The 26,859-nt window shown below is 75.1% G+C and carries 26 protein-coding genes and 1 pseudogene; 12 read left to right on the top strand and 15 right to left on the bottom strand.

The features are described 5' to 3' along the window. The first annotated feature begins 43 nt into the window (after positions 1–43). Genes QOZ88_RS04230 through QOZ88_RS04215 form a run of 4 tightly spaced genes read left to right on the top strand, consistent with a single transcriptional unit; the run spans position 44 to position 1,855 of the window. A complete protein-coding gene (locus QOZ88_RS04230) occupies positions 44–424 on the top strand; it encodes a hypothetical protein (RefSeq protein ID WP_305998540.1) in 381 nt (126 codons plus the stop codon). Further along, complete coding sequence (locus tag QOZ88_RS04225; protein WP_305998539.1) at positions 421–735, top strand: Gfo/Idh/MocA family oxidoreductase; 315 nt, start codon at positions 421–423, stop codon at positions 733–735. The genes QOZ88_RS04230 and QOZ88_RS04225 overlap by 4 nt, the downstream gene beginning before the upstream one ends. Further along, positions 732–1,373, top strand: coding sequence for an MDR/zinc-dependent alcohol dehydrogenase-like family protein (locus tag QOZ88_RS04220; RefSeq protein WP_305998538.1), 642 nt, complete (start codon positions 732–734; stop codon positions 1,371–1,373). The genes QOZ88_RS04225 and QOZ88_RS04220 overlap by 4 nt, the downstream gene beginning before the upstream one ends. Positions 1,374–1,378: 5 nt before the next feature. Continuing rightward, positions 1,379–1,855: an MDR/zinc-dependent alcohol dehydrogenase-like family protein gene (locus QOZ88_RS04215; protein WP_305998537.1), complete on the top strand. Its 477-nt coding sequence runs from the start codon at positions 1,379–1,381 to the stop codon at positions 1,853–1,855. A 1-nt stretch (position 1,856) separates the two neighbouring features. Here QOZ88_RS04215 and QOZ88_RS04210 read toward each other — a convergent pair whose 3' ends face one another. Next, complete coding sequence (locus tag QOZ88_RS04210) at positions 1,857–3,665, bottom strand: glycosyltransferase family 2 protein (protein ID WP_305998536.1); 1,809 nt, start codon at positions 3,663–3,665, stop codon at positions 1,857–1,859. After that, a complete protein-coding gene (locus QOZ88_RS04205) occupies positions 3,662–4,915 on the bottom strand; it encodes a glycosyltransferase (RefSeq protein ID WP_305998535.1) in 1,254 nt (417 codons plus the stop codon). Before QOZ88_RS04205 ends, QOZ88_RS04210 begins: the two co-directional genes overlap by 4 nt. A 74-nt stretch (positions 4,916–4,989) precedes the next feature. Here QOZ88_RS04205 and QOZ88_RS04200 point away from each other — a divergent pair, with 74 nt between their 5' ends. From QOZ88_RS04200 to QOZ88_RS04190, 3 genes are all read left to right on the top strand, one after another. After that, positions 4,990–6,060, top strand: a complete 1,071-nt coding sequence (locus QOZ88_RS04200) for a glycosyltransferase family 9 protein (RefSeq protein WP_305998534.1) — start codon at positions 4,990–4,992, stop codon at positions 6,058–6,060. Continuing rightward, the gene (locus QOZ88_RS04195; protein ID WP_305998533.1) at positions 6,057–7,124 is read left to right on the top strand and encodes a glycosyltransferase; all 1,068 of its coding nucleotides are present in this window, start codon (positions 6,057–6,059) and stop codon (positions 7,122–7,124) included. Before QOZ88_RS04200 ends, QOZ88_RS04195 begins: the two co-directional genes overlap by 4 nt. A 171-nt stretch (positions 7,125–7,295) precedes the next feature. Continuing rightward, positions 7,296–7,994 (top strand): acetate uptake transporter family protein, encoded by a 699-nt coding sequence (locus QOZ88_RS04190; protein WP_305998532.1) that lies wholly within the window; start codon positions 7,296–7,298, stop codon positions 7,992–7,994. Positions 7,995–8,015: 21 nt separating this feature from the next. Here the strand turns inward: QOZ88_RS04190 and QOZ88_RS04185 are convergent, their stop codons facing one another. Both QOZ88_RS04185 and QOZ88_RS04180 read right to left on the bottom strand, forming a co-directional pair. Beyond that, positions 8,016–8,426, bottom strand: a complete 411-nt coding sequence (locus tag QOZ88_RS04185; protein WP_305998531.1) for a phage holin family protein — start codon at positions 8,424–8,426, stop codon at positions 8,016–8,018. Positions 8,427–8,478: 52 nt separating this feature from the next. After that, positions 8,479–9,969 carry a phytoene desaturase family protein gene (locus QOZ88_RS04180; RefSeq protein WP_305998530.1) on the bottom strand — a complete coding sequence of 497 codons (1,491 nt, stop codon included), beginning with the start codon at positions 9,967–9,969 and terminating at the stop codon, positions 8,479–8,481. A gap of 265 nt (positions 9,970–10,234) precedes the next feature. On the opposite strand from QOZ88_RS04180, the gene QOZ88_RS04175 reads away from it, so the two are divergent. From QOZ88_RS04175 to QOZ88_RS04155, 5 genes and pseudogenes are all read left to right on the top strand, one after another. Beyond that, on the top strand, positions 10,235–11,173 hold the full coding sequence (locus QOZ88_RS04175) for a hemerythrin domain-containing protein (protein WP_305998529.1): 939 nt from the start codon (positions 10,235–10,237) through the stop codon (positions 11,171–11,173). Positions 11,174–11,180: 7 nt separating this feature from the next. After that, a pseudogene (fdh, locus tag QOZ88_RS04170) lies at positions 11,181–14,423 on the top strand (formate dehydrogenase). 1 nt (position 14,424) lies between these two features. Next, complete coding sequence (locus QOZ88_RS04165) at positions 14,425–15,429, top strand: 4Fe-4S dicluster domain-containing protein (protein WP_305998528.1); 1,005 nt, start codon at positions 14,425–14,427, stop codon at positions 15,427–15,429. After that, on the top strand, positions 15,426–16,700 hold the full coding sequence (nrfD, locus tag QOZ88_RS04160; RefSeq protein WP_305998527.1) for an NrfD/PsrC family molybdoenzyme membrane anchor subunit: 1,275 nt from the start codon (positions 15,426–15,428) through the stop codon (positions 16,698–16,700). The genes QOZ88_RS04165 and nrfD overlap by 4 nt, the downstream gene beginning before the upstream one ends. A 453-nt stretch (positions 16,701–17,153) precedes the next feature. Then, positions 17,154–17,600, top strand: a complete 447-nt coding sequence (locus QOZ88_RS04155) for a MarR family winged helix-turn-helix transcriptional regulator (RefSeq protein WP_305998526.1) — start codon at positions 17,154–17,156, stop codon at positions 17,598–17,600. Between the two features lie 31 nt (positions 17,601–17,631). Here QOZ88_RS04155 and QOZ88_RS04150 read toward each other — a convergent pair whose 3' ends face one another. Genes QOZ88_RS04150 through coxB form a run of 11 tightly spaced genes read right to left on the bottom strand, consistent with a single transcriptional unit; the run spans position 17,632 to position 26,785 of the window. Further along, on the bottom strand, positions 17,632–18,000 hold the full coding sequence (locus QOZ88_RS04150) for a hypothetical protein (protein ID WP_305998525.1): 369 nt from the start codon (positions 17,998–18,000) through the stop codon (positions 17,632–17,634). Then, on the bottom strand, positions 17,997–18,365 hold the full coding sequence (locus QOZ88_RS04145) for a hypothetical protein (RefSeq protein WP_305998524.1): 369 nt from the start codon (positions 18,363–18,365) through the stop codon (positions 17,997–17,999). The genes QOZ88_RS04150 and QOZ88_RS04145 overlap by 4 nt, the downstream gene beginning before the upstream one ends. Further along, entirely contained in the window at positions 18,362–19,855 is a 1,494-nt protein-coding gene (qcrB, locus tag QOZ88_RS04140; protein ID WP_305998523.1) for a cytochrome bc1 complex cytochrome b subunit, read from the bottom strand. Before qcrB ends, QOZ88_RS04145 begins: the two co-directional genes overlap by 4 nt. Next, the gene (locus QOZ88_RS04135) at positions 19,852–20,700 is read right to left on the bottom strand and encodes a QcrA and Rieske domain-containing protein (RefSeq protein ID WP_305998522.1); all 849 of its coding nucleotides are present in this window, start codon (positions 20,698–20,700) and stop codon (positions 19,852–19,854) included. Before QOZ88_RS04135 ends, qcrB begins: the two co-directional genes overlap by 4 nt. Further along, positions 20,697–21,503, bottom strand: a complete 807-nt coding sequence (qcrC, locus tag QOZ88_RS04130; protein WP_305998521.1) for a cytochrome bc1 complex diheme cytochrome c subunit — start codon at positions 21,501–21,503, stop codon at positions 20,697–20,699. Before qcrC ends, QOZ88_RS04135 begins: the two co-directional genes overlap by 4 nt. Next, a complete protein-coding gene (locus QOZ88_RS04125) occupies positions 21,500–21,892 on the bottom strand; it encodes a c-type cytochrome (RefSeq protein WP_305998520.1) in 393 nt (130 codons plus the stop codon). Before QOZ88_RS04125 ends, qcrC begins: the two co-directional genes overlap by 4 nt. Further along, positions 21,889–22,797 (bottom strand): cytochrome c oxidase assembly protein, encoded by a 909-nt coding sequence (locus tag QOZ88_RS04120; RefSeq protein WP_305998519.1) that lies wholly within the window; start codon positions 22,795–22,797, stop codon positions 21,889–21,891. The genes QOZ88_RS04125 and QOZ88_RS04120 overlap by 4 nt, the downstream gene beginning before the upstream one ends. Beyond that, positions 22,794–23,198: a hypothetical protein gene (locus QOZ88_RS04115; protein WP_305998518.1), complete on the bottom strand. Its 405-nt coding sequence runs from the start codon at positions 23,196–23,198 to the stop codon at positions 22,794–22,796. Before QOZ88_RS04115 ends, QOZ88_RS04120 begins: the two co-directional genes overlap by 4 nt. Then, a complete protein-coding gene (locus QOZ88_RS04110) occupies positions 23,195–23,818 on the bottom strand; it encodes a cytochrome c oxidase subunit 3 (protein ID WP_305998517.1) in 624 nt (207 codons plus the stop codon). Before QOZ88_RS04110 ends, QOZ88_RS04115 begins: the two co-directional genes overlap by 4 nt. Continuing rightward, on the bottom strand, positions 23,815–25,767 hold the full coding sequence (ctaD, locus tag QOZ88_RS04105) for a cytochrome c oxidase subunit I (RefSeq protein ID WP_305998516.1): 1,953 nt from the start codon (positions 25,765–25,767) through the stop codon (positions 23,815–23,817). The genes QOZ88_RS04110 and ctaD overlap by 4 nt, the downstream gene beginning before the upstream one ends. 4 nt (positions 25,768–25,771) lie before the next feature. Beyond that, a complete protein-coding gene (gene coxB, locus QOZ88_RS04100; RefSeq protein ID WP_305998515.1) occupies positions 25,772–26,785 on the bottom strand; it encodes a cytochrome c oxidase subunit II in 1,014 nt (337 codons plus the stop codon). Positions 26,786–26,859 lie beyond the last annotated feature (74 nt).

Below are 26,859 nucleotides of genomic sequence, written 5' to 3'. Positions count from 1 at the left end.
GTCCGTCGGTTGGTGGGGGCCGGCCCGGGGAACCAGCCCCGGGGTGAGCACGCGGATCGGACTCGTCGGGGCCGGCTTCACCGGTGGCCGGCACGCGGACTCGCTCGCCGCCCAGGACGGCGTGGCGGTCGTCGGCATCGCGGAACCGCAGCGCGAGCGCGCCCGGGCCACCGCCGATCGCCTGGCCACCCGCATCCAGGAGACAGGGCTGCTCACCTCGGTGGGCTACCACTGGCGCTACCTGGACACCGTCGACGCCGCCCGGGAGCTGCTCGCCGGGGCGCCGGCCCGGATGGTGCTCGCGACCTGGCTGGACAAGGCGCCGCGGATGGACCGGTGGGCCCGCCAGGACCGGTCGGGCGGGCAGACCGTCGAGCGGCCACCCACCTGTTCGACGTCGCCCGGCTGCTGGTCGGCGAGGTGACCGGCGGGTCGGCGGTCGGCTCGCGGTCGCCGGACGGCCCGGGGGACGTCCTCGACGTCTGCACGGCCGCACTGCGGTTCGAGTCCGGTGCGGTCGGCTCGTTCGCCAGCAGCTGCCTGCTGCCCCGGGGCACCCGGATCGGCGTGGAGCTGGTCGCCCCCGGGCGCGCGCTGTGGCTCACCGAGCACCGGCTGATCGTCACCGACGGGGACGGGGAGCGCACCGTCGAGCGGCAGGTCGATCCCGTCGACGCGGCGGCTGCCGGGAACGGCGTCGTCCAGGTGCCGGCGACCGCGGGGGAGCGGCGGTGAGCGCCCGGGCGGTCCGGTCGATCGGCGTCGCCGGGCCCGGCCGCCCGGTGGTGCTGGACGACGTCGAGCCGGAGCCGGGGCCGGGCCAGGCCTGGGTCAGCACGCTGTGGAGCGGGATCAGCGCCGGGACGGAGGTGGCTCTCGTCCGCGGCACCGACCCGCATCACCAGGTGGGCTGGGACCGGGAACTGCGGGCGTTCGGTCCCGGCGGTCGGCGCTCGGGCTACCCGGTGACCGGGCTGGGCTACATGGAGGTCGGCCGGGTCACCGAGAGCCGGGCGGACGCGCTGCCCGAGGGCGCGCTGGTGGCCATGGCCTACGGCCACCGGACCGGCCGGACCGTCGACCCGGCGGGGTCGGTCGCCGTCCCGGTGCCCGACGACCTGGACCCGCTGCTGGGCGTCTACCTCGCCCAGATGGGGCCGATCCGCGTCAACGGGCTGCTGCACGCGGCGGCCGCGTGCGCCGGGCCGGGTGCGGCGGTCGGCGACGGCGTCCGCGGCCGGCAGGTGCTCGTGACCGGTGGCGGGGTCGTGGGACTGCTCTCCGCGCTGCTCGCCGTCCGGCACGGCGCGGCCGACGTGGTGGTCGCCGAGCCGTCGCGGGGCGCCGGGCGGTCGCCGAGGCGCTGGGACTGACCGCCGTGGACGACGCGGGGAGCCAGGCGTGGCGCACCGCGAAGGAGCGCTGGCGCAACGGCCCGGGGGACCACGGAGCCGACGTCGTCCTCCAGTGCCGCGGTCACGACACCGCGCTGGCGACCGCGCTCAAGGCGCTGCGGCCCCAGGGCGTCGTCGTGGACCTCGGCCTCTACCAGGGCGGGGCCCCGAGCGTCCGCCTCGGCGAGGAGTTCCACCACAACGGGCTGTCGCTCGTCTGCGCGCAGATCGGCCGGGTGCCCCGCGGCGTGGCCGGGGCCTGGCCGCGGACGGCCCTGGCCGCGGTCACCCTCGACCTGCTCCGGGAGCGGGGGGACGACGTCCGCCGGCACCTGGTCACCGACGTCGTCGGGTTCGAGGAGGGCCCGGGGCTGCTCGCCGACCTGGCCGCGCGACGGCTGCCCGCCCCGCCGCTGCAGGCGGTGCTCCGGTTCGACGGGCAGGTCGCGGGCGCCCCGTGAGTCAGCGCGCGATCGACCGGAACAGCTCGACGAGCCGGTCGGCGTGCGCGTCGAAGGTGTGCCGCTCGCGCGCCGCCAGCGCCGCCCGCGCACCCCGGCGCCCGGCCCGCTCCCCGGCCAGCACCGCCGCCACGTCGTCGGCGGTCCGGTAGAACAGCCCGGTCCCGTCAGCGCGGAGCACCCGCTCCACGGAGACGAGGGAGCCGGGGTTCGCCTGCTGCAGCAGGGGGAGCCCGGCGGCCAGCAGCACCGGCAGCCGGGCGGGGGAGTTGAGGTCGTCCCACGTGGCCCGGGCGAGCTCCCCGCAGTTGGTGCTGGTGAAGCGGTGCAGCCAGCCGGCGTCGTAGCGGGACAGCTCGGGAACCCAGTCCTCCGGCCCCACCGCGGGGTGGACGTGCACGTGTGCCGGGGCGGCGGCCAGCGCCGCGTCCAGCCAGGCGGCCCAGGAGCCCTTCGGCCCGGGGGCCCGCACCTGCCCGTAGAGGTGGGTGTGCACCCCGCGGCGGGCCAGCTCCACCACCCAGTGCGCGTCGAACCCCGACGGGCGGCCGACGACGACCGCGTGGCTCTCCCCGTCGGCGTCGGACAGCCTGGGGCTGCGCGGTGCGTCCAGCCACTCGCGCTTGGGCAGGTCGCCGTCGAGCACGCCCAGCCGGGCCCGGTCGACCCGGCCGCGGAGGGCGGCGGCGAACCAGTCCCGCTCCTCCTCGGTGGCGAGCAGGCAGGCGTCCGCGCCGGAGACGAGGTCGGCGAGCAGCGGCCACTCCCCGCGCACGATGCTGCGCTGCGGCGCCTCCTTGAAGTGCCACACGAACGGCAGGTCGGGGCAGGCGGTGCGGACGGCGTGCGCGAAGGGGACGGCCCGCCAGTTCAGCTGCGCCCACACGACGTCCGGCGGCCGGGCCCGCACCGCCTCCTGCCAGCCGTCGCGGTCCAGGTCCGGGACGTGCCCGAACGGCAGCGGGCCGACGGTCGCATCGCCCAGCCCGTCGGCCGTCCACAGGCCGGTGAGCCGGTGGCCCCGCTCGGCCAGGGCCAGCACCCGTTCCGGGTTGAAGGCGAGCTCACCGACCACCAGGACGTCCAGGCCGTCCGGCGACCGGGGGTAGGCCGCCTCCCGGAAGCGGGCGTAGCGCGCGACCTCGTCGGTCTCCCCGCCGTCGGTCGTGGCGAACCGCAGCGGCCCGCTCACCCGGTACCTGCTGCGGAAGACGTTGAGCCCGCCGTCGGAGGACTCCCGGATGGCCCGCGACCGCTGGCGGGGGTGCCGGGTCCAGCTGCAGGTGACCCGGCCGGTGTCCACCACCCGGCCGGGGCCGGTCACCCGGGCCCAGTACAGCCGGTCCAGGTCGTCGCTCTCCAGCTCCGCCCGCTCCGTCCACCGGGCGCCGGTGCGCCGGTGCGCGACCTGCACGAGCTGGGCGTAGGGCGTGCCGGCCGGCTCGGGAAGGCCGCTGCGGGCGAGGGCGACCGCAGGATCGGCCAGCGCGCCGAGCAGGCTCGCGAGGTGGTCGGCGAACCAGACGTCGTCGGCGGGGAGGTAGGCGACCACCGGCGCGGTCGTCGCGTCCAGTCCCGCGTTGAGCGCCGCCCCGAGGCCCCGGTTGCCCGGGTGGTGGCGGAGGCGGATGCGGTCGTCGGGGAGGCCGGCGAGCACCGCGGCCACCGCGTCGGGGTCTCGGGAGCCGTCGTCGACCACGACCGCCTCCCAGTCGGCGACCTGCTGGGACAGCAGGCCGTCGAGCGCGCGCGGCAGGTACGCGGCCTGGTCGTGCACGGGCACCAGGACGGCGACCCGGGGCGCCGTCACGCCACGGGGGCGGGAACCGGCTCCAGGACCCGCCGGTAGACGTCCGTCACGCAGCCGGCGAGGTGCGGCCAGGCGTAGGCGCGGGCACGCGCCCCGGCGCCGGCCGCCAGGCGCGACCGCAGCGGCTCGTCGGCGACCAGCCGGTCCAGCGCGGCGGCCAGCGCGTCGACGTCGCCCGGCGGCACGAGCAGGCCCGTCTCGCCGTCCCGGACGACCTCGGGGATCCCGCCGACGTCGCTCGCCACCACCGGCAGCCCCGAGGCCATGGCCTCGACCAGCACCGACCCCATCTCCTCGTAGGCCGACGGGAGCACCAGGACGTCCAGGGAGGAGAGCACGGCCGGCACGGCCGCGTGATCCACGAAGCCGGCCATGGTGATCCGCTCCGCGGCCGGGCTGCCCGCGACCAGGCGACGGACCCGGTCCCGTTCCGGACCGTCGCCGACGAGGACCAGCGAGGCCCGCTCCGCCATCCGGCCGAAGGCCCGCACCAGGACGTCGGCCCGCTTCTGGTCGGCCAGCCGGCCGACGTAGCCGATGCGGGGGCGCCCGACGCCGGGGAGGACGTCGGCGCCCGGGTCGGCGAAGAGGGCCGGGTCGAAGCCGGACGGGATGATCGAGATGCGCCCGGGCGCCACCCCGTCGCGGGCCAGCGCCCGCGCCGTGCGTGCGGTGAGGACGATGACGGCCTCGGCCCGCCGGAGGGCGCCGCGTTCCGGCGCACCACCGAGACCGTGCAGCACCCGGGCGCGCACCGAGCGCCCGCGGAGCGTGTTCCCGACGCTGCAGTGGACGGTGACCACGAGCGGGCAGCCGTGCCGCCGGGCCGCCAGCCGGGCCAGCAGGAGGGTGGCGATGTCCTCGCCCTGGTGGGCGTGCACGACGTCGACCGGGCCGGTGGTCGACGGCCGCAGGACCACCGGGACGGCGGCGAGCGCCCACAGCTGCCGGAAGCATGCGATCGGCAATCCCGTGCGCCGGACCCGTGCCCGGCGGCCGGTGGGTGCGGCCCCGGACGGGCCGGCCAAGCGGGAGGTGACCACCGTCTGGGTGAGGCCCTGCGAGTCCAGGCACCGGGTCAGGGTCGCGGTGTGGTTCTGCATCCCCCCGATCGGGTCGAACCGCGCGGCCCGGGGGTCCAGCTCGCCGGAGAGCCCGGGCCCGCCCGGCCGCGGGGCGGCGGCCGGCTCGAAGACGCTGCACAGCCGCAGCACGTGCAGCCCGGTGGCGGCGTCGGCAGACCGTGGCACAGGGACCTCCCTGGTCGGCGGCCCGCAGTCAAGCACGGGGTTGCCGGATCGCACAGCCGGGCAGGACCGCCGGCGTGACCGCACCGTTCGCCGATCCGGATGTCCGGCGGGTGGCGCTGGTGCGTCTCCGGGTGGGGCTCGGGGACCTGCTCTGCTCGGTGCCGGCGCTGCGCCGGCTGCGGGACGCCCGGCCGGACGTGCGGGTCACGCTGATCACCTGGCCGGAGATGGCCCCGGTCGTCGACCGGATGACCGGCCTGGTGGACGAGCTCCTGCCCTTCCCGGGGATCGAGGGGATCCCGGAACGGCCGCCGGACCCGGCCGGCTGGGCGCCCTTCCTGGCCGCGGCCGGGGCGCGCCGGTTCGACCTCGCCCTGCAGGTCTACGGCGACCGCCCGGCGGCCAACCGGGTGACCGCGGCCCTCGGGGCCCGGCGCACCGGCGGCTTCGCCCCCACCGGGTGGGCACCGCCGGAGCGCACCGCGCACCTGCACCTGCGCTATCCGCTCGACCTGCACGAGGCCGACCGGCACGTCCGGCTGTTCGAGCACCTGGGGGTGCCCCGGGGCGGGCGGGCGCCGATGAGCTTCCCCGTCCGCGCGGAGGACGAGGCGGAGCACGCCGGCACCCTCGCGCGGACCGGTCTGGTGCCCGGTCGCTACGCCGTCCTCCACCCGGGCGCGTCGTCACCGACCCGCCGGTGGCCGGCGGAGCGCTACGCGGCCGTCGGGAACGCCCTGGCGGCCGACGGCTGGGACGTCGTGCTGACCGGCGTCGCGGGGGAGGCCGGGATCAGCGCGGCGGTGCGGGACCGGATGGCCGCCCCCACCGTCGACCTCACGGGGAGGACGAGCCTGGGCGGCCTCGCGGCGCTGCTGCGGGATGCCGCCGTGCTGATCGGCAACGACACCGGCTCGGCCCACCTGGCCGCGGCCGTCGGCGCCCGCAGCGTCACCGTCTTCCTCCCCGGTGATCCGGTGCGCTGGGCCCATCCGGGCCCCCGGCACCGGGCGGTGGTCGCCGACGTCGGGTGCGCACCCTGCCCGCACCTGGTCTGCCCGATCGACTTCCGCTGCGCCGCCTCGGTCGGCCCGGCCGCGGTGCTCGCCGCTGCCCGCGACGTGCTCGCCGGGAACGGCCGGTGAGCCGCCGGGTCGCCTTCGTGGCCGACTCCGACGCGTGGGGCGGGGCGGAGGTGTACCTGACGCACCTCCTGCGGCGCGCCGGCGAGCACGGCTGGACGGCCTCGCTGGTCGCCGCCGAGCCGGTGGCCGCCCGGTTCCGCGGCATGCCGGGCCGGCGCGCCACCGTGCCGCTGGCCCGCCACGCGCAGCGGGCGCCGGCCGTCCGTGCGGCCCTCGCCGACCAGCGCCCCGACGTCGTCGTGGTGAACCTCGTCGACCCCGGGTCGAACGCCGCCGCCGTCGCCGCCGCGCTCGAGGTCGCACCGGCGGTCGGCGTCCTGCACCTGGTCGGGGACACCGGCACCGGCGCGCGGCGCAGCGGGCTGGCGGCGCTCTACCAGCGCCTCTCGGCGGTGCTCTCGCCCTCGGCGGAGGGGCGGGACCAGGTGGTGGCCGAGCTCGGCGTCCCCGCCTCCCGGGTGCGGGTGATCCCGAACGGGGTGGACGTCCCGGAGGTCCCCCGCGGGCCGGCCGGGCTCGGGGTGCCCCGGGTGGGCGCGCTGGGCCGGTTGACCGCGCAGAAGGGCTTCGACGTGCTCATCGGGGCGGTGCGCGGGCTCGCGTCGGGCGGGATCGCGCTCGAGGTGGTCATCGGTGGCGCGGGCCGCGATGAGGCCGCGTTGCGCGCGGTGGCGGCGGGGCTGCCGGTGGAGTTCCGCGGGTTCGTCGGCGACGTCCGCGGGTTCCTCGCCGGCCTCGACGTGTTCTGCCTCTCCTCCCGCCGGGAGGCCCTGCCGCTGGTGCTCCTCGAGGCGATGGCCGAGGGGCTGCCCTGCGTGGCCACCGATGTAGGGAACGTCGCCGTGGCGGTCGGCGGGGACGCCGTCGTCGTCCCGCCGGGTGACCCCGCCGCACTGGCCGCGGCGCTGACCGGCCTGGTGACCGACCCGGCGCGACGGGCGGACCTGGGGGCACGGGCCCGCCGTCGCGCGGTGGCCGGGATGGACGCCGGCCTCATGGCCCGGCGGACCTTCGCGGTGCTGGAGCAGGTGCGCGCCGAGGCCGCCTGCCCGGCGCCCTGCTGACCGGCGCGGCGGGGGCCGGTGCACCACCGGCGACCTGCGCCGTGGTGGCGGTTCGGGACGAGGGCAGGGAGGTACACCCGGACCGGCCGGTCGTCGCGCGGGTCGTCCGGGCGACGCATCCGCGGGGCCGCCGCCCGACCGCGACCCGTGCCGACGGAGCAGAGGAGCCGAGTGACCGACGACCCGGACCGATCCCGGCAGGGGCGGGACGCGGTGGACGCCGCCGTGCGGGTGACGCTGCGGCCGACGGCGACGCCGCTCCCGATCAGCTTCCTCGGGCTGGCGCTGGCCAGCACGGTCTTCGCGGTGGTGGAGCTCGGCTGGCTGGCGCCCGACCAGGGGCGGGTCGCCGCCCTGGTCGCGGTGGCGGCGACGGTGCCGCTGCAGCTGCTGGCGGCGGTGTTCGGCTTCCTGGCCCGCGACCCGGTCGCCGGAACCGGCTGCGCCCTCATGGCGGTGACCTGGGCGGTGACCGGGCTGACCACCCTCACCTCCCCGCCGGGAGCGACCGTCCCGGGGCTGGGCGTGCTGCTGCTGGCCGCCGGAGCGGGCACCCTGGTGCCGGCCACCGCGGGGAGCGCGACACCGCTGCCGGCCGCCGTCCTCGCCCTGGTCGGGGTCCGTTTCGCCGTGACCGGCGTCTACCAGCTGACCGCGTCACCCGCGTGGGGTGCGACGGCGGGCTGGGTGGGGCTGGGGGTCGCGGGGGTGGCCGCGTACGCCGCGCTGGCCCTGGAGCTCGAGGGGGTCCACCACCGGGCGGTCCTCCCCGTGGGGCGCCGGGGGACGGCGCGTGCGGCGGCGCAGGGGGACGAGGTCTTCGACGCCGGGGAACTGGCCCGGGAGCCGGGGGTGCGCCCCCGCCTGTGACGCGCGCACCCGGACCGGGGCTCAGCCCGCCGGAGGCGGTGCCGGTGTCCCGGTCGCCGCCTGGGCATCCTCCCGCAGGCTCGCCGCCGTCTCCTGGGGCACGAGCGGCCAGGCCTCGCGGAGCTGGGCCAGCGCGGTGGCGGCGAGGCCGCCGGCCGCTCCTGCGTAGACGCCCGTGGCGAGCAGCGCCGCGGTCGTGGGACCGAACCGCTTCTCGAGGACGCGCAGCACGAGCGCCGCCGACGTCCCGAGGGCGAGGGTCCCGAGCACGGTCGCGCCGCCCAGCAGCGCGCCGGCCCGGCCGGCCTGCCGCGCCTTCTCCGCCAGTTCCTGCTGGGCGTGCTGCAGCTCCTGCCGGACGAGGGTCGAGATGTCGGCGCTCACGGCCTGCAGGAGGTCGGCGGTGGAACTGCCCGGGGTGCTCTCGGTCATCGGGGATCCCTTCCTGCGGTCGAGGACCGGTCCGTCCCCGGGGGCCGCTGGCCTACCCGGCCGCCGGACGGTCAACCGGCGCCGGGGGCACGAGCGGGGGCCGCTCGCGGACGCCGAACACCTCGCGGAGGGCCACCCGCGCGGCGTTGTCCCCGGCCATCCCGTGCACCGCCGGCCCCGGCGGGGTCGCGGCGGACGCGAGGAAGACGCCGGGCACCGGCGTCCGGTACGGGTTCCAGCGGGGGACCGGCCGGGCGAGCATCTGCCGGAGCGAGGGCTCCCCGTTGGAGATCTCGCCACCGACGTCGTTGGGGTTGCCCGCCGCCATCTGCGGCGCCGTGAGCGTGTGCCGTTCCAGGACGACGTCCCGGAACCCGGGGGCGAAGCGTTCGATCTGCGCCTCGATGCGGTCGGTCATGTCCACGTCCGAGCCGTGCGGCACGTGCACGTAGCCCCACAGGACGTGCCCGCCCGCCGGTGCGCGGCTCGGATCCGCCACGGTGGGCTGGACGGCGAGGACGAACGGGCGCTCCGGTACGCGCCCGTCGGCGGGGGCGGACTCCGCCGCCACCAGCTCCTCGAGCGACCCGCCCAGGTGCACGGTGCCCGCGCGGCGCACCTCGGGGTCGGTCCATGGAACCGGCTCGGACAGCGCCCAGTCGACCTTGAACACACCCGGGCCGACGCGGTAGCGCGAGACCCAGCGGCGGTATCCCTCGTGCACCCGGTCCCCGGCCATGTGCACGAACGCCTGCGGTGTGGTGTCGAGAAGGACGGCGGGCACGCCGGCGAACTCCCGGAGGTCGGTGACCTCGTGCCCGGTGACGACCTCCCCGCCCTGCTCCTCGAGCGCACGGGCCATCGCATCGGCGATGCTCTGCGACCCGCCCTCCGCGACGGGCCAGCCGACGTGGTGGGCCAGCACCCCCAGCAGGAGGCCCAGCCCGCCGGTCACCGCACGGGTCAGCGGCAGCATCCCGTGGGCAGCGGCGCCGGCCAGCAGGGCACGGGCGGGGTCGTCGTCGAACCACCGGCGGGTGAGGGTGCGGATGCTCGGCAACCCCAGCAGCCCGAACCGGGTGACCGCCGCCACCCCGTGGGTGGGGAGCCGCCGGAACGCGCTGCCGAGGAAGTGGTCGACGATGTCCTGGGCGTCCTCCACGAGAGGCCCCAGCAGCCGCCGGTAGGCCGCCCCGTCGGCGCCCAGCCCCGCCGCGGTCGCCTCGACCGAGGAACGGGCCACCGCAGCCGGGCGGCCGTCCAGCGGGTGCGCGTACGGGATCTCCGGCTGCAGGAGGCGCACGCCGCGGGCGGCGAGGTCGAACTCGCGGAAGAACGGGGACGCAGCGGCCATCGGGTGGGCCGCGGCGCAGACGTCGTGCACGAACCCCGGGCGGGTGAGCGCCTGGGACCGGAGCCCGCCGCCGATCTGCTCGTTCCGCTCGACGACGCGGACCCGCAGCCCGGCGGCGGACAACCGGAGCGCGGCGGCCAGCCCGTTGGGGCCCGAGCCCACGACCACGGCATCCGGTGTCCCGATCATGACGGCCATGCTGCGGGAGCAGCCGGGGGACGGCCAACCGTGATCGCGCGGACGGCGCCGCGGACCGTGGCGGCCGCACGCGCCCGGCAGGGCCGCGACGGGCGGCCGTCCCCGGCGGTCCTGCCGGCCGTCGGGCCCGCCCGCACCGGGACCCCGCCTGCCAGGTCGTCGGCCGCCCCTCCGCCGCCAGGGGATGCGCCCAGGACCGGGTGCTGGTTGAGTGACCACCGGGAAGCTTGCTGGACACCAACGGTGGGGGTGCGGGATGCCGACCAGGGACCAGGTCCTCGCCGTCCTCGGCGGCGGGACGGACTACCCGGCCGCCGCGCGGCGGCTGGGCATCCACCCGGGGCTGGCCTACCTCATCGCCACGGGGCTGCCCGCGGACGGCAGCGACGTCGTCACCGAGGAGGAGAACCGGCGTCCGGGCGTCCTCCCCGGCAGCACCCAGCACCTGGCGAACCCTCCGGCCCACGAGCCGCAGGCCCGGGACGTGGTGCACGCCTGGCTGCGCCGGCGGGCCCAGGCCGACCCGCAGATGATCGCCGCCACGCGGGCGCGGACGGCCGCCCCCGGCCCCGTGCACGACCCGGGTGCGACGGCCGACGTGCTCACCGTCCTGACCCGGCAGCACGACGCCGTCGTCGCCATGGTCAAGCAGCTGTCCGCCATCCCCGGCCGCAGCAAGGGCGGCACCCCGGCGCAGGCCTCCGAGCGGGAGTCGATCGTCGACATGATCAGCATGGCGCTGGCCTCCCACGAGACCGCCGAGGAGGAGCACCTCTGGCCCGCGGTGCGCCGTGCCCTCCCGGACGGGGACGACTGGGCCGAGCGCGGGACCGCCCAGGAGCAGGAGGCGACCGAGACCCTCCTGGCGCTGTCGCGCGCGGATCCGCAGAGCGAGGAGTTCGACGACCTCGTGAAGACCGTGACGACGCAGCTGCACAAGCACGTGGCCCTCGAGGACCAGGTCTTCCTCCGGTTGCGCGAGGCGCTCTCCGACGACGAACGGGCAGACCTCGGGCGGCGCGTCCTCGAGGCGCAGACCCGTGCACCCACCCGGCCGCACCCGGAGGCACCACGCGAACCCGGGCCGGCCGTGACCGCCGCGGCGACGGCCGCCGTCCCCCAGGACAGGGCCCGCGACGCCGCCGGGCGGCCCGCGGACCGCGTCGGCCACCCCGACCCCGAGACGGAGCAGTGAGGGAGCGATGGGCCTCAAGACCTTCATCGAGTCCTGGCCGGTCTACCGGCAGCTGACCGGGGACGACCCGCTCGGCCGCGGCAGCGCCGCCTACAGCAGGACCACGAAGAACCTGGTGCCGCGCACGGCGACCGCCGACAAGGTGGTCAAGTCGGTGTGCCCGTACTGCGCCGTCGGCTGCGGGCAGAACGTCTACGTCCAAGACGGGCAGGTCACCCAGATCGAGGGCGACCCCGACTCGCCGGTCAGCCGCGGGCGGCTGTGCCCCAAGGGTGCGGCCAGCAAGCAGCTGGTGACCGGTGACGGCCGGCAGCACCGGGTGCTGTACCGCCGGCCGCACGGCACCGACTGGGAGTCCCTGGACCTCGACACGGCCATGGACATGATCGCCGACCGGGTGATCGAGAGCCGCCGCGCGGGCTGGCAAGACGAGGTCGAGGGCAAGAAGGTCAACCGGACGATGGGCTTCGCCTCGCTCGGTGGGGCCACCCTCGACAACGAGGAGAACTACCTCATCAAGAAGCTGTTCACCTCGCTCGGCGCGATCCAGATCGAGAACCAGGCCCGCATATAGCACTCCTCCACGGTGCCCGGTCTGGGCACCTCGTTCGGTCGCGGCGGGGCCACGACCTACCAGCAGGACCTGCAGAACTCCGACTGCATCGTCATCCAGGGCTCCAACATGGCCGAGTGCCACCCGGTGGGGTTCCAGTGGGTGATGGAGGCCAAGGCGCGGGGGGCGACGGTCATCCACGTCGACCCGCGGTTCACCCGCACCAGCGCCCTGGCCGACCTGCACGTGCCGCTGCGCGCGGGCACCGACATCGCCTTCCTCGGCGGGATCATCAACCACGTCCTGCAGAACGACAGGTACTTCCACGAGTACGTGCTGGCCTACACCAACGCGCCCAACATCCTGCGGGAGGACTTCTGCGACACCGAGGACCTCGACGGCGTCTTCTCCGGCCTCGATCGCGAGGGGCGCAGCTACACGCCGACCAGCTGGCAGTACGAGGGCGCCCAGGTGCAGGCCGCCTCCGGCAAGCGCGATAAGCAGTACCAGCAGCAATCGCAGAAGCACAGCCGCGGGGAGAGCACCGGCGCCAGCGGAGCCCGGATCGGGCCGGGGACGCCGGAGCGCGACGAGACGCTGCAGGACCCGCGGTGCGTCTTCCAGGTGCTCAAGCGGCACTACGCGCGCTACACGCCCGAGACGGTGGAGCAGATCTGCGGCATCCCGCAGGATCTCTTCCTGCGCGTGTGCGAGAAGCTGGAGGAGAACTCCGGGCGCGACCGCACCAGCGAGTTCGTCTACGCGGTGGGCTGGACGCAGCACACGGTCGGCGTGCAGTACATCCGGGCGGCTGCCGTCCTGCAGCTGCTGCTGGGCAACATGGGCCGCCCCGGCGGCGGCATCATGGCCCTGCGCGGCCACGCCTCCATCCAGGGCAGCACCGACATCCCGACCCTGTTCAACATCCTTCCGGGCTACATCCCGATGCCGCACGCGCACGAGGGCGAGGACCTCCAGGCATTCATCGAGGGGGAGCGGGCCGACAAGGGCTTCTGGGCCGAGATGGGCGCCTACACCGTCAGCCTGCTCAAGGCCTGGTACGGGGCCGCGGCCACGCCGGAGAACGACTTCTGCTTCGGCCACCTGCCCCGGCTGACCGGCAGCCACAGCAACTACGAGACCGTGCACGCGCAGCTCGAGGGCACGACCACCGGCTACTTCCTCCTCGGGCAGAACCCGGCCGTCGGCAACGCCAACGCCAAGCTGCAGCGGATGGGCATGGCCAACCTCGACTGGCTCGTCGTCCGCGACTTCTCGCTCATCGAGAGCGCCACCTGGTGGAAGGACGGCCCGGAGATCGACACCGGCGAGCTCCGCACCGAGGACATCCGTGCGGAGATCTTCTTCCTGCCGGCCGCAACCCACGTCGAGAAGGACGGCAGCTTCACCAACACCCAGCGGATGCTGCAGTACCACCACCAGGCGGTCGAACCACCCGGTGACGCACGCAGCGACCTGTGGTTCATGTTCCACCTCGGCCGGATCGTCCGCGAGAAGCTCGCCGGCTCCACCGATCCGCGCGACCGCGCGGTCCTGGACCTGACGTGGGACTACCCGACGAAGGGCCCGCTCGCCGAGCCGGAGGCCGAAGCCGTGCTCGCCGAGATCAACGGGTTCGACGGCGAGGGCCGCCCGCTGGCCAGCTACGAGCAGCTGGAGGCGGACGGCTCCACCGCATGCGGGTGCTGGATCTACTGCGGCGTCTACGCCGACGGGATCAACCAGGCCGACCGGCGCAAGCCCGCCAAGCTGCAGGACTGGGTGGCCGGCGAGTGGGGCTGGGCCTGGCCTGCCAACCGCCGGATCCTCTACAACCGCGCCTCCGCCGATCCCGACGGCAAGCCCTGGAGCGAGCGCAAGGCGCTGGTCTGGTGGGACGAGGACAGCGCCGGGTGGACCGGGCACGACATCCCCGACTTCGCCAAGCACATGTCGCCCTGGCACCGGCCACCGGAGGGCGCCACGGGCGGGGAGGCGCTGTCCGGCGTCGACCCGTTCATCATGCAGTCCGACGGCAAGGGCTGGCTGTTCGTCCCGGCCGGACTGACCGACGGGCCGCTGCCGACCCACTACGAGCCGCAGGACTCCCCGTTCGACAACCTGCTCTACGGGCAGCAGCGCAACCCGGTCCGGCAGGTCATGCCGCCGAAGAAGTACAACCGCTACCACCCCAGCGGCAATGCGCCCGGGGCCGACGTCTACCCGTTCGCCATGACCACCTACCGGCTCACCGAGCACCACACGGCCGGGGGGATGAGCCGCTGGCTGCCCTACCTGTCCGAGCTCATGCCCGAGATGTTCTGCGAGGTCTCCCCGGAGCTCGCGCAGCTGCGGGGGCTGGAGCACATGGGCTGGGCGACGGTGATCACCGCCCGCGGTGTCATCGAGGCGCGGGTGCTGGTCACCGAGCGGCTGACCCCGTTGACGGTGCAGGGCAGGACGCTGCACCAGATCGGCCTGCCCTACCACTGGGGCCCGAACGGGCTGGTGCAGGGCGACTCGGCCAACGAGCTCACCCACCAGTCCCTCGACCCGAACGTCCACATCATGGAGACCAAGGCGCTGACCTGCGACATCCGGCCCGGCCGGCGGCCCCGCGGCCCGGCGCGCGCCGACCTGGTGCAGGAGCACCAGGTCCGGGCCGGGATCACCGACGAGACCGGTACGGAGGTCTGACGTGACGAGAACCTTCCTCGACGCCCCCGTGCTGCGCGCCGGGTTGACGGCGGCGACCCGCGGCGACGCCGACCCGGCGGCGCTCTCCGGGCACGCCGACCACCCCCCGCGGATGGGCTTCTTCACCGACACCTCGGTCTGCATCGGCTGCAAGGCGTGCGAGGTGGCGTGCAAGGAGTGGAACGCCATCCCCGAGGACGGCCTGCAGATGACCGGGATGTCGTACGACAACACCGCCGGGCTGGGGGCGGACACCTGGCGGCACGTGGCCTTCATCGAGCAGCGCAAGCCGCTGGCGATGCAGGAACCCGGCGTGGACCACTCGTCGGTGAACCTCCTCCAGCTCGCCCCGGAAGGTTCGGGCACGTCGCCGGAGGGGGCGACGGTCACGCCGACCACCCCCGGTCCCGGGCCGGACGGCGCCCCCGCGGAGACGGGGGACCTGCGCTGGCTGATGTCCAGCGACGTCTGCAAGCACTGCACGCACGCCGCCTGCCTGGACGTCTGCCCGACCGGGTCGCTGGTGCGCACCGAGTTCGGCACCGTCATCGTCCAGGAGGACATCTGCAACGGCTGCGGGTACTGCATCCCGGCCTGCCCCTACGGCGTGATCGACCAGCGCGAGGACGACGGCCGCGCGTTCAAGTGCACGCTGTGCTACGACCGGACGTCCGTGGGCCAGGAACCCGCCTGCGCCAAGGCCTGCCCGACCGACTCCATCCAGTACGGCGTCCTCGACGAGCTGCGGGAGCGGGCCGCGGAACGGGTGGGGCGGCTGCACGACCAGGGCATCGCCGACGCCCGGCTCTACGGCCACGACCCCGATGACGGTGTCGGCGGCGACGGTGCCTTCTTCCTCCTGCTCGACGCGCCCGAGGTGTACGGGTTGCCACCGGACCCGGTGGTCACCACCCGCGACCTGCCGGACATGTGGCGGCACGTCGGTCTGGCGGCCCTCTCGCTGGCCGGCATGGTCGCCGGCGCGCTGGTCGGGAGGCGCTCATGAGCGAGTCCGAGGTCACCCGGGAGGGCGTGCAGCCGAAGATCCCCGGCCGGGGCGGGCTGACCGGCGCCAAGGGCGGACGGCGGCGGCGCGGCGGCGAGCAGCCCGTCGTCCCCGACGCCACCTTCACCTCGTACTACGGCAAGCCGATCATCAACTCCCCGGTGTGGGAGGCCCCGGACATCGCCGGCTACTTCTTCACCGGCGGGCTGGCCGGGGCGTCGTCGGCGATGGCGCTGGCCGCGGACGCGACGGGGCGGCGGGGCCTGGCCAGGGTGGCCAAGGTCGGTTCGGCCGTGGGCGTGGGGCTGTCCCTGGCGGGGCTGATCCACGACCTCGGGCGGCCGGGCCGGTTCCTCAACATGCTGCGGGTCATCAAGGTCACCTCGCCGATGAGCGTCGGCTCCTGGTTGCTGGCCGGGTACGCGCCCCTGGCCGCAGCCGCGGCCGGCAGCGCGCTGACCGGGCGGCTGCCGCGGCTGGGACTGGCCGCCACGGGCGGAGCCGCGCTGCTCGGCACCGGTGTCTCCACCTACACCGCGGCGCTGGTGTCCGACACCGCCGTGCCGGCCTGGCACGATGGCTACCGCGAGCTGCCGTTCCTCTTCGCCGGGTCCAGCGCGGCATCCGCCGGGGGGCTGGGGCTGCTCGCGGGACCGTCCGTCGAGGCCGGGCTCCCGCGGCGGCTCGCCGTAGCGGGCGCAGCCACCGAGATCGCCGCCACCCGCCTGATGAGGAAGCGGCTCGGCATGGTGGCCGAGCCCTACTCCGAGGGCCGCTCCGGCCGGCTGGTGGAGGCGGCGGAGAAGCTCCTCCTCGCCGGGAGCGCGGCGGCGCTCGCCGGGGCCCGCCGGCCGTGGCTCGGGCGGGTCGGCGGTGCGCTCCTGCTCACCGCTTCCGCGACCACCCGGTGGGGCGTGTTCGAGGCGGGGATGGCGTCGGCCGACGATCCGAAGTACACGGTCGAGCCGCAACGGGCGCGCTTGGCGGCGCAGGGCCCGGCCCACCCCCCGGCGGAGCGCTCGCGGCCCCCCGCGGCCGGAGCCGCGGCCCGGCGGCCGTCCGGACCGTCACCGCCCCGGACGGCCGCCGGGTCGGTGACCGGGTGGTCGTGCGGGCGGGGCGTCGCGCTCAGCAGTCGAGCTGACGGGCGGCTGCTCCGAACAGCCCGTACCGGATGGTCACGGTTCCCCGGTGGTGCGGGAACTCCCGCACCACGGGCTCCATCGACCGCCACAGCCGCTCGGCGTCCCGGCCGTAGGCGAAGAGCGTGACCGCCGAGCCGTGGGTCTGGAGACCGTCGAGCTCGCCGGCCCCCGCCGCCAGGATGGCGTCCTCCACCGAGTCGGTCAGCGCCGAGAGGTCGGGGTGCCCCCGGTGGGTGACGGTGGCGGGGAGCGACAACTCGACCAGGACGGCCTCCTCCTCGGCGTCGGCCGGGGGAGGTGTGGAGTCCGCCGAGCGCCGGACCGGTGGGAGGTGGATGGTTCCCATGGCGACCCTCTCGCAGGACGAGGCGGGGAACGTGCCGGTGGCTGGACACTCGGCGTCAGCATGGCACCCACCGGCCCGGCGCGGCGAGGCCCGGTCTCGATGTCACACGACCGTCACCGCACGGCCGTCGCCGGCCCCGAACGGCTGCCCGCCCGGTGTGCCGTCCGGCCGTGCCCGATGATGGAGGGCACGACCGGCCAGGCGGACCGGGTGCGCAACATGGAGGCGAGCACGTGGACGAGGCCGACGAAGACCGGACGCTCCTCGGCGCCGTCCGGCTGGCCATGGCGGTGTCGGTACGGGCGGCCGATGCGGTCGGCGACGTCTCGGCCGTGCAGCTGCGGGCGCTCACCGTCCTGCACGGGGCGCCGGGGGCCAACCTCGGCCGGCTGGCCCAGGACCTGGGGATCACCACGTCCACCAGCAGCCGGCTGGTCGACCGGCTCGTCGCAGCGGGGCTGGTGGAGCGCCGGCCCTCGCCGCAGACCCGCCGCGAAATCAACCTCGTCCTCACGCGGCTGGGCATGCGGACCCTCGACCGCTACGACCGGCTGCGGCTGGACCAGCTGCACGACTGCCTCGGCCGGGTGCCGGCCGAGCAGCGGGAGAGCGTGGTGGCGGCCCTCGACGTGCTGGTGACGGCCGGCGACGTCCGGCCGGCGGCGGAGCTCCCCGGCTGAGCGCCCCGTTTCGACCGGGGGAGGCACGGGCTCAGTCGCGGGAGAGCCCCAGCCGGCGGCGCAGCCGCACCCAGGTGAGCTCCTCCAGCTCCTGCCCCGGCTGGAGCGGTGGGCCCACGAGCGGCCCGCCGGCGGGCCGCTCCGGTGGGCGCTCCTCGTCCGCGACGCTGCGACCCTCCCGCCACAGCCGGACCGCACCGACGACCGTGAGGACGGCGAAGGCGAGCCACTCGACGGCGTAGCTGTAGTTCAGCAGGGATCCGCGGGCGCGGCCGCGGTCCCACTGCCACACCGACAGCCGGACCATGACGGCGACGACCGCAGCCACGGCCAGCACCACCAGGGCGATCCGCAGCGCACGACCGAGCCCACCGCCGGACGTCCGGACCGGGGGGGTCACGCCGCGCTCCCGCCGGTGCGTGCCCCGCGGCGGTCGCGTGCGGTGACCGCCAGCGCGGCGACCACCACGACGGCCGCCGTCCGGACGCCGTGCCTCCGGACGGCGACGAGGAACACCACCAGGGCGGCCCCCAGCCACCGTGCGCGCCAGGCCGCGCCGTCGGCGGCGGCATCATCCGCCGACGACCGGTCGACGACCACGGTGAGCCCCGGGTAGGCGGTGCGCGCGGCATCGACAGCGGCCTCGCAGGTGGCCTCCGACGAGTGGCTGGGCAGCTCGACCGTCCCGCCGCCGTCCTCCGCCCCGACGTAGCGCCACCGCCAGCTCCCAGCCGGCTGCCGCCACACCTCCACGTGCTCGCTCACGGGACCGGCCCCGCCTCGACCCGCACCGGTTCGGACTCCTCCTCGTCCCGGCCCACCGGTCCGGTGGGCGTGTGCTCGGGCTCCGTCGCCGGACGCTGCTCGGCATCGTCCGCGCCCGAGAGCTCCGCGGGGACCTCCCGGTGCCGGCGCAGCGATCGGCGCAGGTCGGATCCGGTCAGCGCCAGCAGCCCCTCGGCGTCGCTGTCCCGCAGCGCCCTGGCGAGCACGAAGGCCACCGCGCCGGTCAGCAGCGGGAGGACCAGGACCGCCACCCGGAAGGAGTGGACCAGGGCGAAGACCGCGATGCCGGTGTACTGGCTGACGATGTCGAGGCTGAAGGCGATCAGCAGCACGCCGTAGAACGTCAGCGCGGCGACGCCGGCGGCGACGCGCCCCGGGCAGTCCCGCGGCCGCTGCAGCACCTGGTGCTCCCGGCGGTCCCCGGTCACCAGCCGTTCCAGCCACGGCCAGAGGTAGAGCACCAGGAACGTCAGGCCGGGCAGCACGACGGCCGGCAGGAACACGCTCGAGAGCCGGTACCCGAAGACGACCGGCTCCCACGGCGGCATCAGCCGCAGGGCCCCGTCGACCCACCCGACGTACCAGTCCGGCTGGGCCGGGGCGGTCGCCGAGCCGGGTTCGAACGGCCCCCAGTACCAGATGGGGTTGATCTGGACGAGCCCGCCGAGCGCCAGCGCGAGGGCGACGACGAAGAACAGCAGCCCCACGCTGCGCACGGCGTAGGCCGGCCACAGCCGGGAGCCGACGACGTTGGTGTCCGTGCGGCCGGGACCGGGGAAGTGGGTGTGCTTCTGCCGGACGAGGATGACCATGTGGGCGGTGATCAGCGCCGTGATCAGCGCCGGGACGACGAGGATGTGGACGACGTACAGGCGCTCGATCATGGCCTCGGCCGGGAACTCGCCGCCCCAGACGAGGAACGCCAGCCAGCCGCCCACCACCGGGATGGACAGCAGCACGGCGTTCGCCACCCGGAGCCCGGTGCCCGACAGCAGGTCGTCGGGCAGGGAGTAGCCGGCGAAGCCGTTGACGATCGCCAGGAGCAGCAGCGTCACCCCGACCGCCCAGTTGATGCCCCGGGGCCGGCGGAAGGCGCCGGTGAAGAAGATGCGGCACAGGTGCACGACGATCGCGCCGGTGAACAGCAGCGCCGCCCAGTGGTGGGACTGCCGGATCACCAGGCCCATCCGGACGTCGTGGCTCAGCTGCAGGGCCGAGGCGTAGGCCGCCGAGGTCTCGGAGCCGTGCATGGCGTCGTAGCTGCCCTCGTACACCGTGCGCGCCGTGGAGGCGTCGAAGAACAGGGTCAGGAAGACGCCGGACAGCACGAGGTACACGAAGCTGTAGAGGGCGATCTCGCCGATCATGAACGACCAGTGGTCGGGGAACACCTTGTTCAGGCCCGACTTCGCGGTGGAGGAGAACCCCAGCCGTTCGTCGGTGCGCTGCACCGCCCGGCGGATGATCATGCCTCCCTCCAGAAGGTCGGCCCCACCTGACCGCGGAACCCGCCCAGCGCGACGAGGTACCCGTCGTCGTCGACGCCCAGCGGAAGCTGGGGCAGCGGGCGCACCGCGGGCCCAGCGGTGGGTTCGGCCCCCCGCAGCACGTCGAAGACCGACTGGTGGCAGGGGCAGAACAGCTGGCGCGTGGTCTGCTCGTAGAGCCCGACGGGGCAGCCGGCGTGGGTGCACAGCTTGGAGAAGGCCACGATCCCCTCGACGGCGAAGCGGGCGGTCTCCCCGGGCAGCAGCGGGACGTCCTCCGGCGGCAGCCGCAGCAGCACGGTGGAGGCGTCGTCGGCGCGCAGCTCCCCCTCGGGGAAGACGGTCAGCTCGGTGCCGGGGACGACCTCGCCGGGACGGATCAGGTCGCCGGCCCGGGTCATCAGGCGGGCGCCGCTGTGCCACGGGCTGTGCCGCAGCGCTTCTCCCGGCGGCTCGCTCCCGGGCAGGAGCAGGCTCCGCAGCGGGACGACGACGGCGGCGCCGAGCCCCAGCCCGGCCAGCAGCAGCGTCCGGCGGACCACGCCGGGCGTGCCGGGGCCGCCGCGCTCGAGGGTGTCCACGAAGGCGTCCTCCGCCGCCGGTGACGACGGCATCGGTGCGCGCTCCTCGACGTAGGTGCCGTGGGGCAGCAGCGTGTGCGACCAGACGACCAGCCCGAGCGCCAGCAACCCGAAGGCGGCGGCGAGCAGGGCTCCCATCCACTGCGGCGACGAGTCGACGACGTAGGCCGCGATGAAGAGCACCGCGCACGTGGCCGCACCCAGGAAGGCTGCGGCGATCCACCCCTCCGCGGACGCACGCCTCACGGTGCCCGCTTCCCGAGCAGCCGCACGACGAGGACCAGCAGCGCGAGCGCGGCGAACCCGACGACGGTCTCGGCCACCGGGCCGATGCGGCCGAGGTCGGCGCCGCCCCGTCCGTCCAGCCGCTGCAGCTCCTGCACGTAGGCGACCACCGAGTCCAGCTGGTCCTGGTCCAGCGCCTCCTCCGGCCACACGGGCATGAGGTTGGGTCCCACGCGGATCGCCTCGGCGACCTGCTGCGGGGCGGTCTCCATCAGCGACGGCGCCTGGCGCCCGCCGACCTGGGTGTAGCCGGTGCCGCTCGAGGAGTGGCAGGCGGCGCAGTTCTGCAGGTAGAGCGCGCGGCCCTCGGTGAGGTCGCCCGGTCCGACCTCCGGCACCTCCGGCCCGCCGGGCCCGAACGAGCCGACGTACTCCACGAGGGCGTCGATGTCCTCCTCGCTGAACGCGGGTTCCCCGCGCTCGGCGCTGGCCTCCTCCTCGTCCAGGGGCATGCGGCCGGTCTCCAGCTGGAAGTCGACGGACGCCTCACCCACGCCGATCAGGCTCGGGCCCCGTTGGCTGCCCCCGCCCTCCTGCCCGTGGCAGGACGCGCAGCTGGCCCGGTACAGCTCCTGGGCCCGGGCGAGCGCCCCCTCCCCGGCCGGGTCCGGCCGCGGGGGAGGCGGCGTCGCCGGCACCGGTTCCGGAGCCGGCCCCGCGGCGACCGGATCGCCCAGCGCCACACCGGCGAGGACGAGGACGAGGAGCAGGAGGAACGCGGGCCAGCGCCCCGCCCGCCCCGCGTGCGAGGGGCGGGCGGTCATTCGAGCGTCAGGAGGTAGGCGGCGATGTCGCGGGCGTCGACGCGGGGAACCCCGAGGTCGGGCATGGCGGTGCCCGGTTCCACGTCCTGCGGTTCGCGGATCCAGTACTGCAGGTTCTCCGCGTTGTTCGGCAGGTTGCCGGCGATGTACATGCGCCGGCCGAAGCTGGTCAGCGGGGGGCCGACCAGGCCGTCGGCCTGCTCCAGGCCGGGGATGACGTGGCAGGAGCCGCAGCCGTAGTCGGTGATCAGCGCGGCGCCGCGGTCGGGATCGCCCAGCTGCGACTCGGCGGGCGGCAGCTGCTCGCCGGGGGTGGAGCAGGCACCGACCGCCACCAGGGCCGCCAGCGTGGCCAGCCAGGGCAGCGGACCGCCCGGGGTGCGTCTCACGATGCCGGCCTCCCGTCCGCCGTCGCGAGCCTGCCGGCGTCGGCCGGCTCCCGCGCACCGGGCACGTCGGGCGCCGGGAGGACCGTGCCGCCCGGGGAGTCGCGCTCCAACCTGCGCAGCCACAGCAGCAGGACGACCGCGCACAGCCCCAGATAGACCGCCCCCGCGGGAACCCACATGAGGAGGCCGGCGAGCTGCTGCTCGGTCAGCGCGCCGGGGCCGGTCCCGGTCTGGGCGGGGTAGAGGGGGACGGGCGCGAAGGTCAGGACGGCGCCCAGCAGGTTCATCGGCAGCCCGCTGGCGGCGATGTAGAGCGCCGTGCGGCCGTCCAGCTCGGTGGCCGGCGTCGTCACCAGCGACCAGAACCACCAGCCCACCGCCAGGAAGGCGGCGTGCTCGGTGACGTGCACGGCCGTCGAGGCCAGCGCCGCCGAGTACAGCCCCGGGAGGTGCCAGGCGCTCACGACGGCCGCGTGCCCGGCCACGACGACCGCCGGCAGCGCGGCGACGGCCCGGGCCCGCCGGACCGGTGACGACGAGCGGACCGCGGCCACCTGCCGCCGCCGGCGGTGCGGCAGGACGAGCAGCAGGGGGAGCCCCGACGCGCCGAGCGCCAGCAGCGGGGCGGCCACCATCAGCAGCGCGACGTGCTGGGTCATGTGCAGTGGGAAGCTCGCCGCGACGACCGGCTCCAGCGGGGGCAGCAGCGCGACGACGAGCACGGCGAGCCCGGCGGGGAAGGCCCAGCGACGCCAGGTCCACGACGAGGTCGGGTGGGCTGCGAGCAGCCGCCGCGCCCCCACGTCGTAGGCCACCGCCAGGGCACCGGCCGCGCCGACGAGCACGGCGGTCTGCCAGACCACGCCGCCGTGCGCGCCGCCGTGCGCGAGGAGCTCGCCGCTCATGACACGCACACCGGGATCACGAGGACGGCGACGCTGCTCATCAGCACCATGAGGGTGAACAGGACGTCGGCGACCAGGCCGACCAGGGCCATGAACGAGGCCCGCCCGCGCCGCAGCTCCGCCAGATCGTCGCCGGCCGGGGCGACGGACAGCCGTCGCCACAGCACGTAGGCGACGACGGTCGAGGCGACCGCCAGGGCGAGGAACAGCAGCGACAGCACGCCGAGGACCGGACGCAGCGGCAGGCCCAGCAGATCGTCGTTGCCCGAGCGGCAGACGGTCTCCTCCAGGCCCCAGTCGACGACGGTGTGCAGGGTCCAGGCGATGCCACCGCCCAGGACGCCGAACCACAGCAACCAGGGCGCGGCCCGCAGCCCGGCCCGCTCGGCGGCCGCCCTCACAGCTGCGCCGCCAGGTAGAGGGAGCCGAAGATGAAGACCCAGACCGCCCCCACCGTGTGCCAGTACAGACCGGTGATGCGGACGATCGCGTGGTGGCGGTGGGTGATCCGGCCGGCGAGACCGGCGACGAGGATCACCAGCAGGGCCAGCACACCGACGATCACGTGCAGCCCGTGGAAGCCGGTGATGGCGAAGAACAGCGAGCCGTAGGCGTTGGTCTGCGGGGTGAACTCCATGGTCAGCTTCTCGCGGTACTCCAGGCCCTGCACGACCAGGAACGCCACGCCCAGCAGGACCGTGACACCGACGCCGGCCAGCATCCGGCCGCGCCGGCCGTTCTTGATCCCGTGGTCCGCGAAGACGAGCGGTGCGCTGCTGGCGAGCAGCAGGGCCGTCATGATCCAGGCCTTCAGGAGCTTCGGCTCCGGGATGTCGCCCGGTGGCCAGTTGTCCCCGGCGGTCACGAACCGGATGTAGAAGTAGGCGGCCAGCAGCGCGGCGAACGCGGCGACGTCGGTCACCAGCGCGAGCACCATGCCCCACCAGCCGGGGCGGCGGCCGGCGGGGACCTCGCGGGCCGCCGCGGCCGGGTCGGTGGCGGCGGCCCGGAGGGCGGTCACGCGTCCGCCCCCGCCGGCGCGGCGTCCCGCGACCGCGCCGCCTCCTGGCGGGCGGCCCGCGGCCAGTGCCACACGAACAGCCCGGCGGGCAGCAGCAGCGCGGACACGGCGGCGACGAGCGGAGCGCCGAGGACCAGCGCGAACGTCGGCGCGGCGAGCCCGAGGGCTACGACGAGCGGGAGCACCGACTCCTCGGGGAGTGCGACGGGGTGCTCCGGGACGCCGTCGAGATCGCTGGTGCGCAGGGCCTGCTTGCCGTCGGTGAGCGTGCGCTCCTCGTCGTCGCGGTCCCGCGCCATGGAGGCCAGCGACTTCTCGTCCCACATGGGGTGCAGGCTGTGCACGGTGGGCACGACCGGGAAGTTGTACTCCTTGGGCGGCGAGGTGGTGGCCCACTCCAGCGTCTCCCCGCCCCACGGGTTGTCCGGTGCGGCCGGCCCGCGGCGCAGCGCCCGCACGATGTTGTAGAGGGTGAGGCTCAGGCCGACCAGGAGGACGTAGGCGCCGATGGTCTCGACGAGGTTCCAGCCCGCCCAGCCGAGCTCCGGCTCGTAGGTGTAGATCCGCCGCGGCATCCCCAGCAGGCCGAGCACGTGCATGGGGAAGAACGTGACGTTGAAGCCGGCGAACACCACCCAGAAGCTCCACCGGCCCAGCCGTTCGCTGAGCATGCGGCCGGTGAACTTGCCGAACCAGTAGTAGATGCCGGCGATGATCGGGAAGACCGCGCCGCCGAAGAGCACGTAGTGGAAGTGCGCCACGACGAAGTAGGAGTCGTGCGTCTGCTGGTCGAAGGGCACGACGGCGAACATCACGCCCGTGACGCCTCCGGCGACGAAGACGACGAGGAAGCCGAGCACCCACAGCATCGGCGTCCGGACCACCAGCCGGCCGAGCATGATGGTGACGAGCCACGCGAAGATCTGGATGCCCGACGGCACCGTCACGATCAGGCTGGCCGCGCTGAAGAAGGACAGGGACAGCTGCGGCAGGCCGGTGGCGAACATGTGGTGCACCCAGACCCCGAAGCTGATGATGCCGATCGCCGCGGTGGCCAGCACGACCAGCGGGTAGGCCGCGACCGGCCGGCGGGAGAACGTCGGCACGATCGCCGAGACGATGCCGAGCGCCGGCAGCACGATGATGTAGACGTCCGGGTGCCCGAACAGCCAGAACAAGTGCTGCCAGAGGATCGGGTCGCCGCCCTCGGCCGGGTCGAAGAAGTGGAAGCCGTACCGACGGTCCAGGAACAGGAACAGGTTGGCGACGTTCAGCGGCGGCAGCGCGAACACGATCATGAACGACTGGACGACGACCGCCCACACGAACAGCGGCACGCGGTTGAGCGACATCCCGGGCGCCCGCATCGTCAGCGCGGTGACGATGAAGTTGATCGCCCCGGCGGTCGTGGAGATGCCCAGCAGGAGCAGTCCGAGGCAGTAGACGTCCATGCCGACGCCCGGGAGGTACTGCTCCTCGTTGAGCGGCACGTAGGCGAACCAGCCCCCGTTGGGCGCCGCGCCGAACAGCAGGCTCCCGGTCATGAGCAGGCCGGCGGCGGCGAACACCCAGTACCCGAAGGCGTTCAGCCGGGGGAAGGCCATGTCCCGCGCGCCGAGCATCAGCGGCATCAGGTAGTTCCCGAAGCCGAAGAGCATCGGCGTCGCGAAGAAGAAAATCATCGTGACGCCGTGCAAGGTGAAGAGCTGGTTGTAGAGCTCGGGGCTCACCACGTCCAGCTGGGCACCGGCGAGCTGGCTCCGCATGACCGTCGCCTCGAGCCCGGCGGCGACGAAGAAGAACGCGGCGGTCACCATGTACCGCCGGCCGATCTTCTTGTGGTCCACGGTGGTGAACCAGCCGCGGATGCCGCCGCTCTCCTCCCAGACCGGCTCCAGCCGCTCCTCGACGGCCTCGTCCGCAGCCTTCCGCTGCTCGACGGTCGTCACCGCGTCACTCCAGGGTCTCGAGGTAGGCGATGAGGGCGGTGAGGTCCACCGGGTCCAGCGGCTGGGGGGGCATGAGGTTGCCCGGCTTGATCGTCTGCGAGTTGGAGATCCAGCCGCCGAGCCAACCCGGCTCGTTCGGCGCGACCCCGGCGCCGAGGGTGCGCCGGCTGCCGAAGTGGGTCAGGTCGGGGCCGACGTCGCCGTCGGCATCGGTGCCCCGGACGGTGTGGCAGGCGGCGCAGGACTGGCTCTCCAGCACCTCCCGGCCGCGCAGCGCGAGCGGATCGGTCGGCGTCTCGGCGGGCCGGGCCTGGTCGGCCAGCCAGTCGTCGAACTCGTCGGCCGGTTCGGCGATGACGAGGAAGGACATGCCCGCGTGCTGGGCGCCGCAGAACTCCGCGCACTGCCCGCGGTACTCGCCGGCCTCGTCGGCGTGCAGCCAGAGCTCGTTGTTCTGGTTCGGGATCAGGTCGACCTTGCTGGTGAGCGAGGGGACCCAGAAGCTGTGGATGACGTCGGCGGTCCGGAGCTCCACCTGCACCGAGCGCCCGACGGGGATGTGGAGCTCGTTGGCGGTGACGAAGTCGGGGTAGCGCACCTCCCACCACCAGAGGTGACCGATCACCTCGATGGTGAGCGCCGGCTCCGTGGGAGGTTCGGCCTCCGCGCGCATCACCGAGACCGTGCCGACGAACGTCCCGACGAGCACCAGTGTCGGGATCACGATGCCCGCCACCACGACGGTCCGCGTGCCGCCGGCCCGCGGCGTCACCTCGCTCCCGCGGCGCCGCAGCACGGCCCAGGCGACGCAGAGGACGACGACCAGCCAGACGACCGCCGAGACGGCGAACAGCGCCCACCACAGCGTGGCGAGGCGCCGGGCGCTGGGGCCGGCGGGATCCAGCGCCGACTGCGGGCTGCTGCAGCCGGACAGCAGCGCCACCGCGAGCAGGAGGAGGGCGCCCGCGCGACCGCCGCGCACGCCCCGGGAGGTCCGGGACGAGGGGGAGCGGCGCACCCCCCGGACGCTAGAGGGATGCCCGGCTCGGGACAAATTGTCACGGGCCAACTGTTGCTCCAGACAAGTTCCCG

The organism is Blastococcus carthaginiensis (genome assembly GCF_030731085.1).
GTDB classification, from domain to species: Bacteria; Actinomycetota; Actinomycetes; order Mycobacteriales; family Geodermatophilaceae; genus Blastococcus; species Blastococcus carthaginiensis.
This window is presented reverse-complemented; position numbering and strand designations above follow the sequence as displayed.

What these genes read in the sequence shown, in the direction of transcription:
- QOZ88_RS04185 (WP_305998531.1), bottom strand. Translation starts at nt 8,426, where the DNA reads ATGACCGAGAGCACCCCGGGCAGTTCCACCGCCGACCTCCTGCAGGCC.
- QOZ88_RS04180 (WP_305998530.1), bottom strand. Translation starts at nt 9,969, where the DNA reads ATGATCGGGACACCGGATGCCGTGGTCGTGGGCTCGGGCCCCAACGGG.
- QOZ88_RS04175 (WP_305998529.1), top strand. Translation starts at nt 10,235, where the DNA reads ATGCCGACCAGGGACCAGGTCCTCGCCGTCCTCGGCGGCGGGACGGAC.
- nrfD (WP_305998527.1), top strand. Translation starts at nt 15,426, where the DNA reads ATGAGCGAGTCCGAGGTCACCCGGGAGGGCGTGCAGCCGAAGATCCCC.
- qcrB (WP_305998523.1), bottom strand. Translation starts at nt 19,855, where the DNA reads ATGATCATCCGCCGGGCGGTGCAGCGCACCGACGAACGGCTGGGGTTC.
- qcrC (WP_305998521.1), bottom strand. Translation starts at nt 21,503, where the DNA reads ATGACCGCCCGCCCCTCGCACGCGGGGCGGGCGGGGCGCTGGCCCGCG.
- QOZ88_RS04120 (WP_305998519.1), bottom strand. Translation starts at nt 22,797, where the DNA reads ATGAGCGGCGAGCTCCTCGCGCACGGCGGCGCGCACGGCGGCGTGGTC.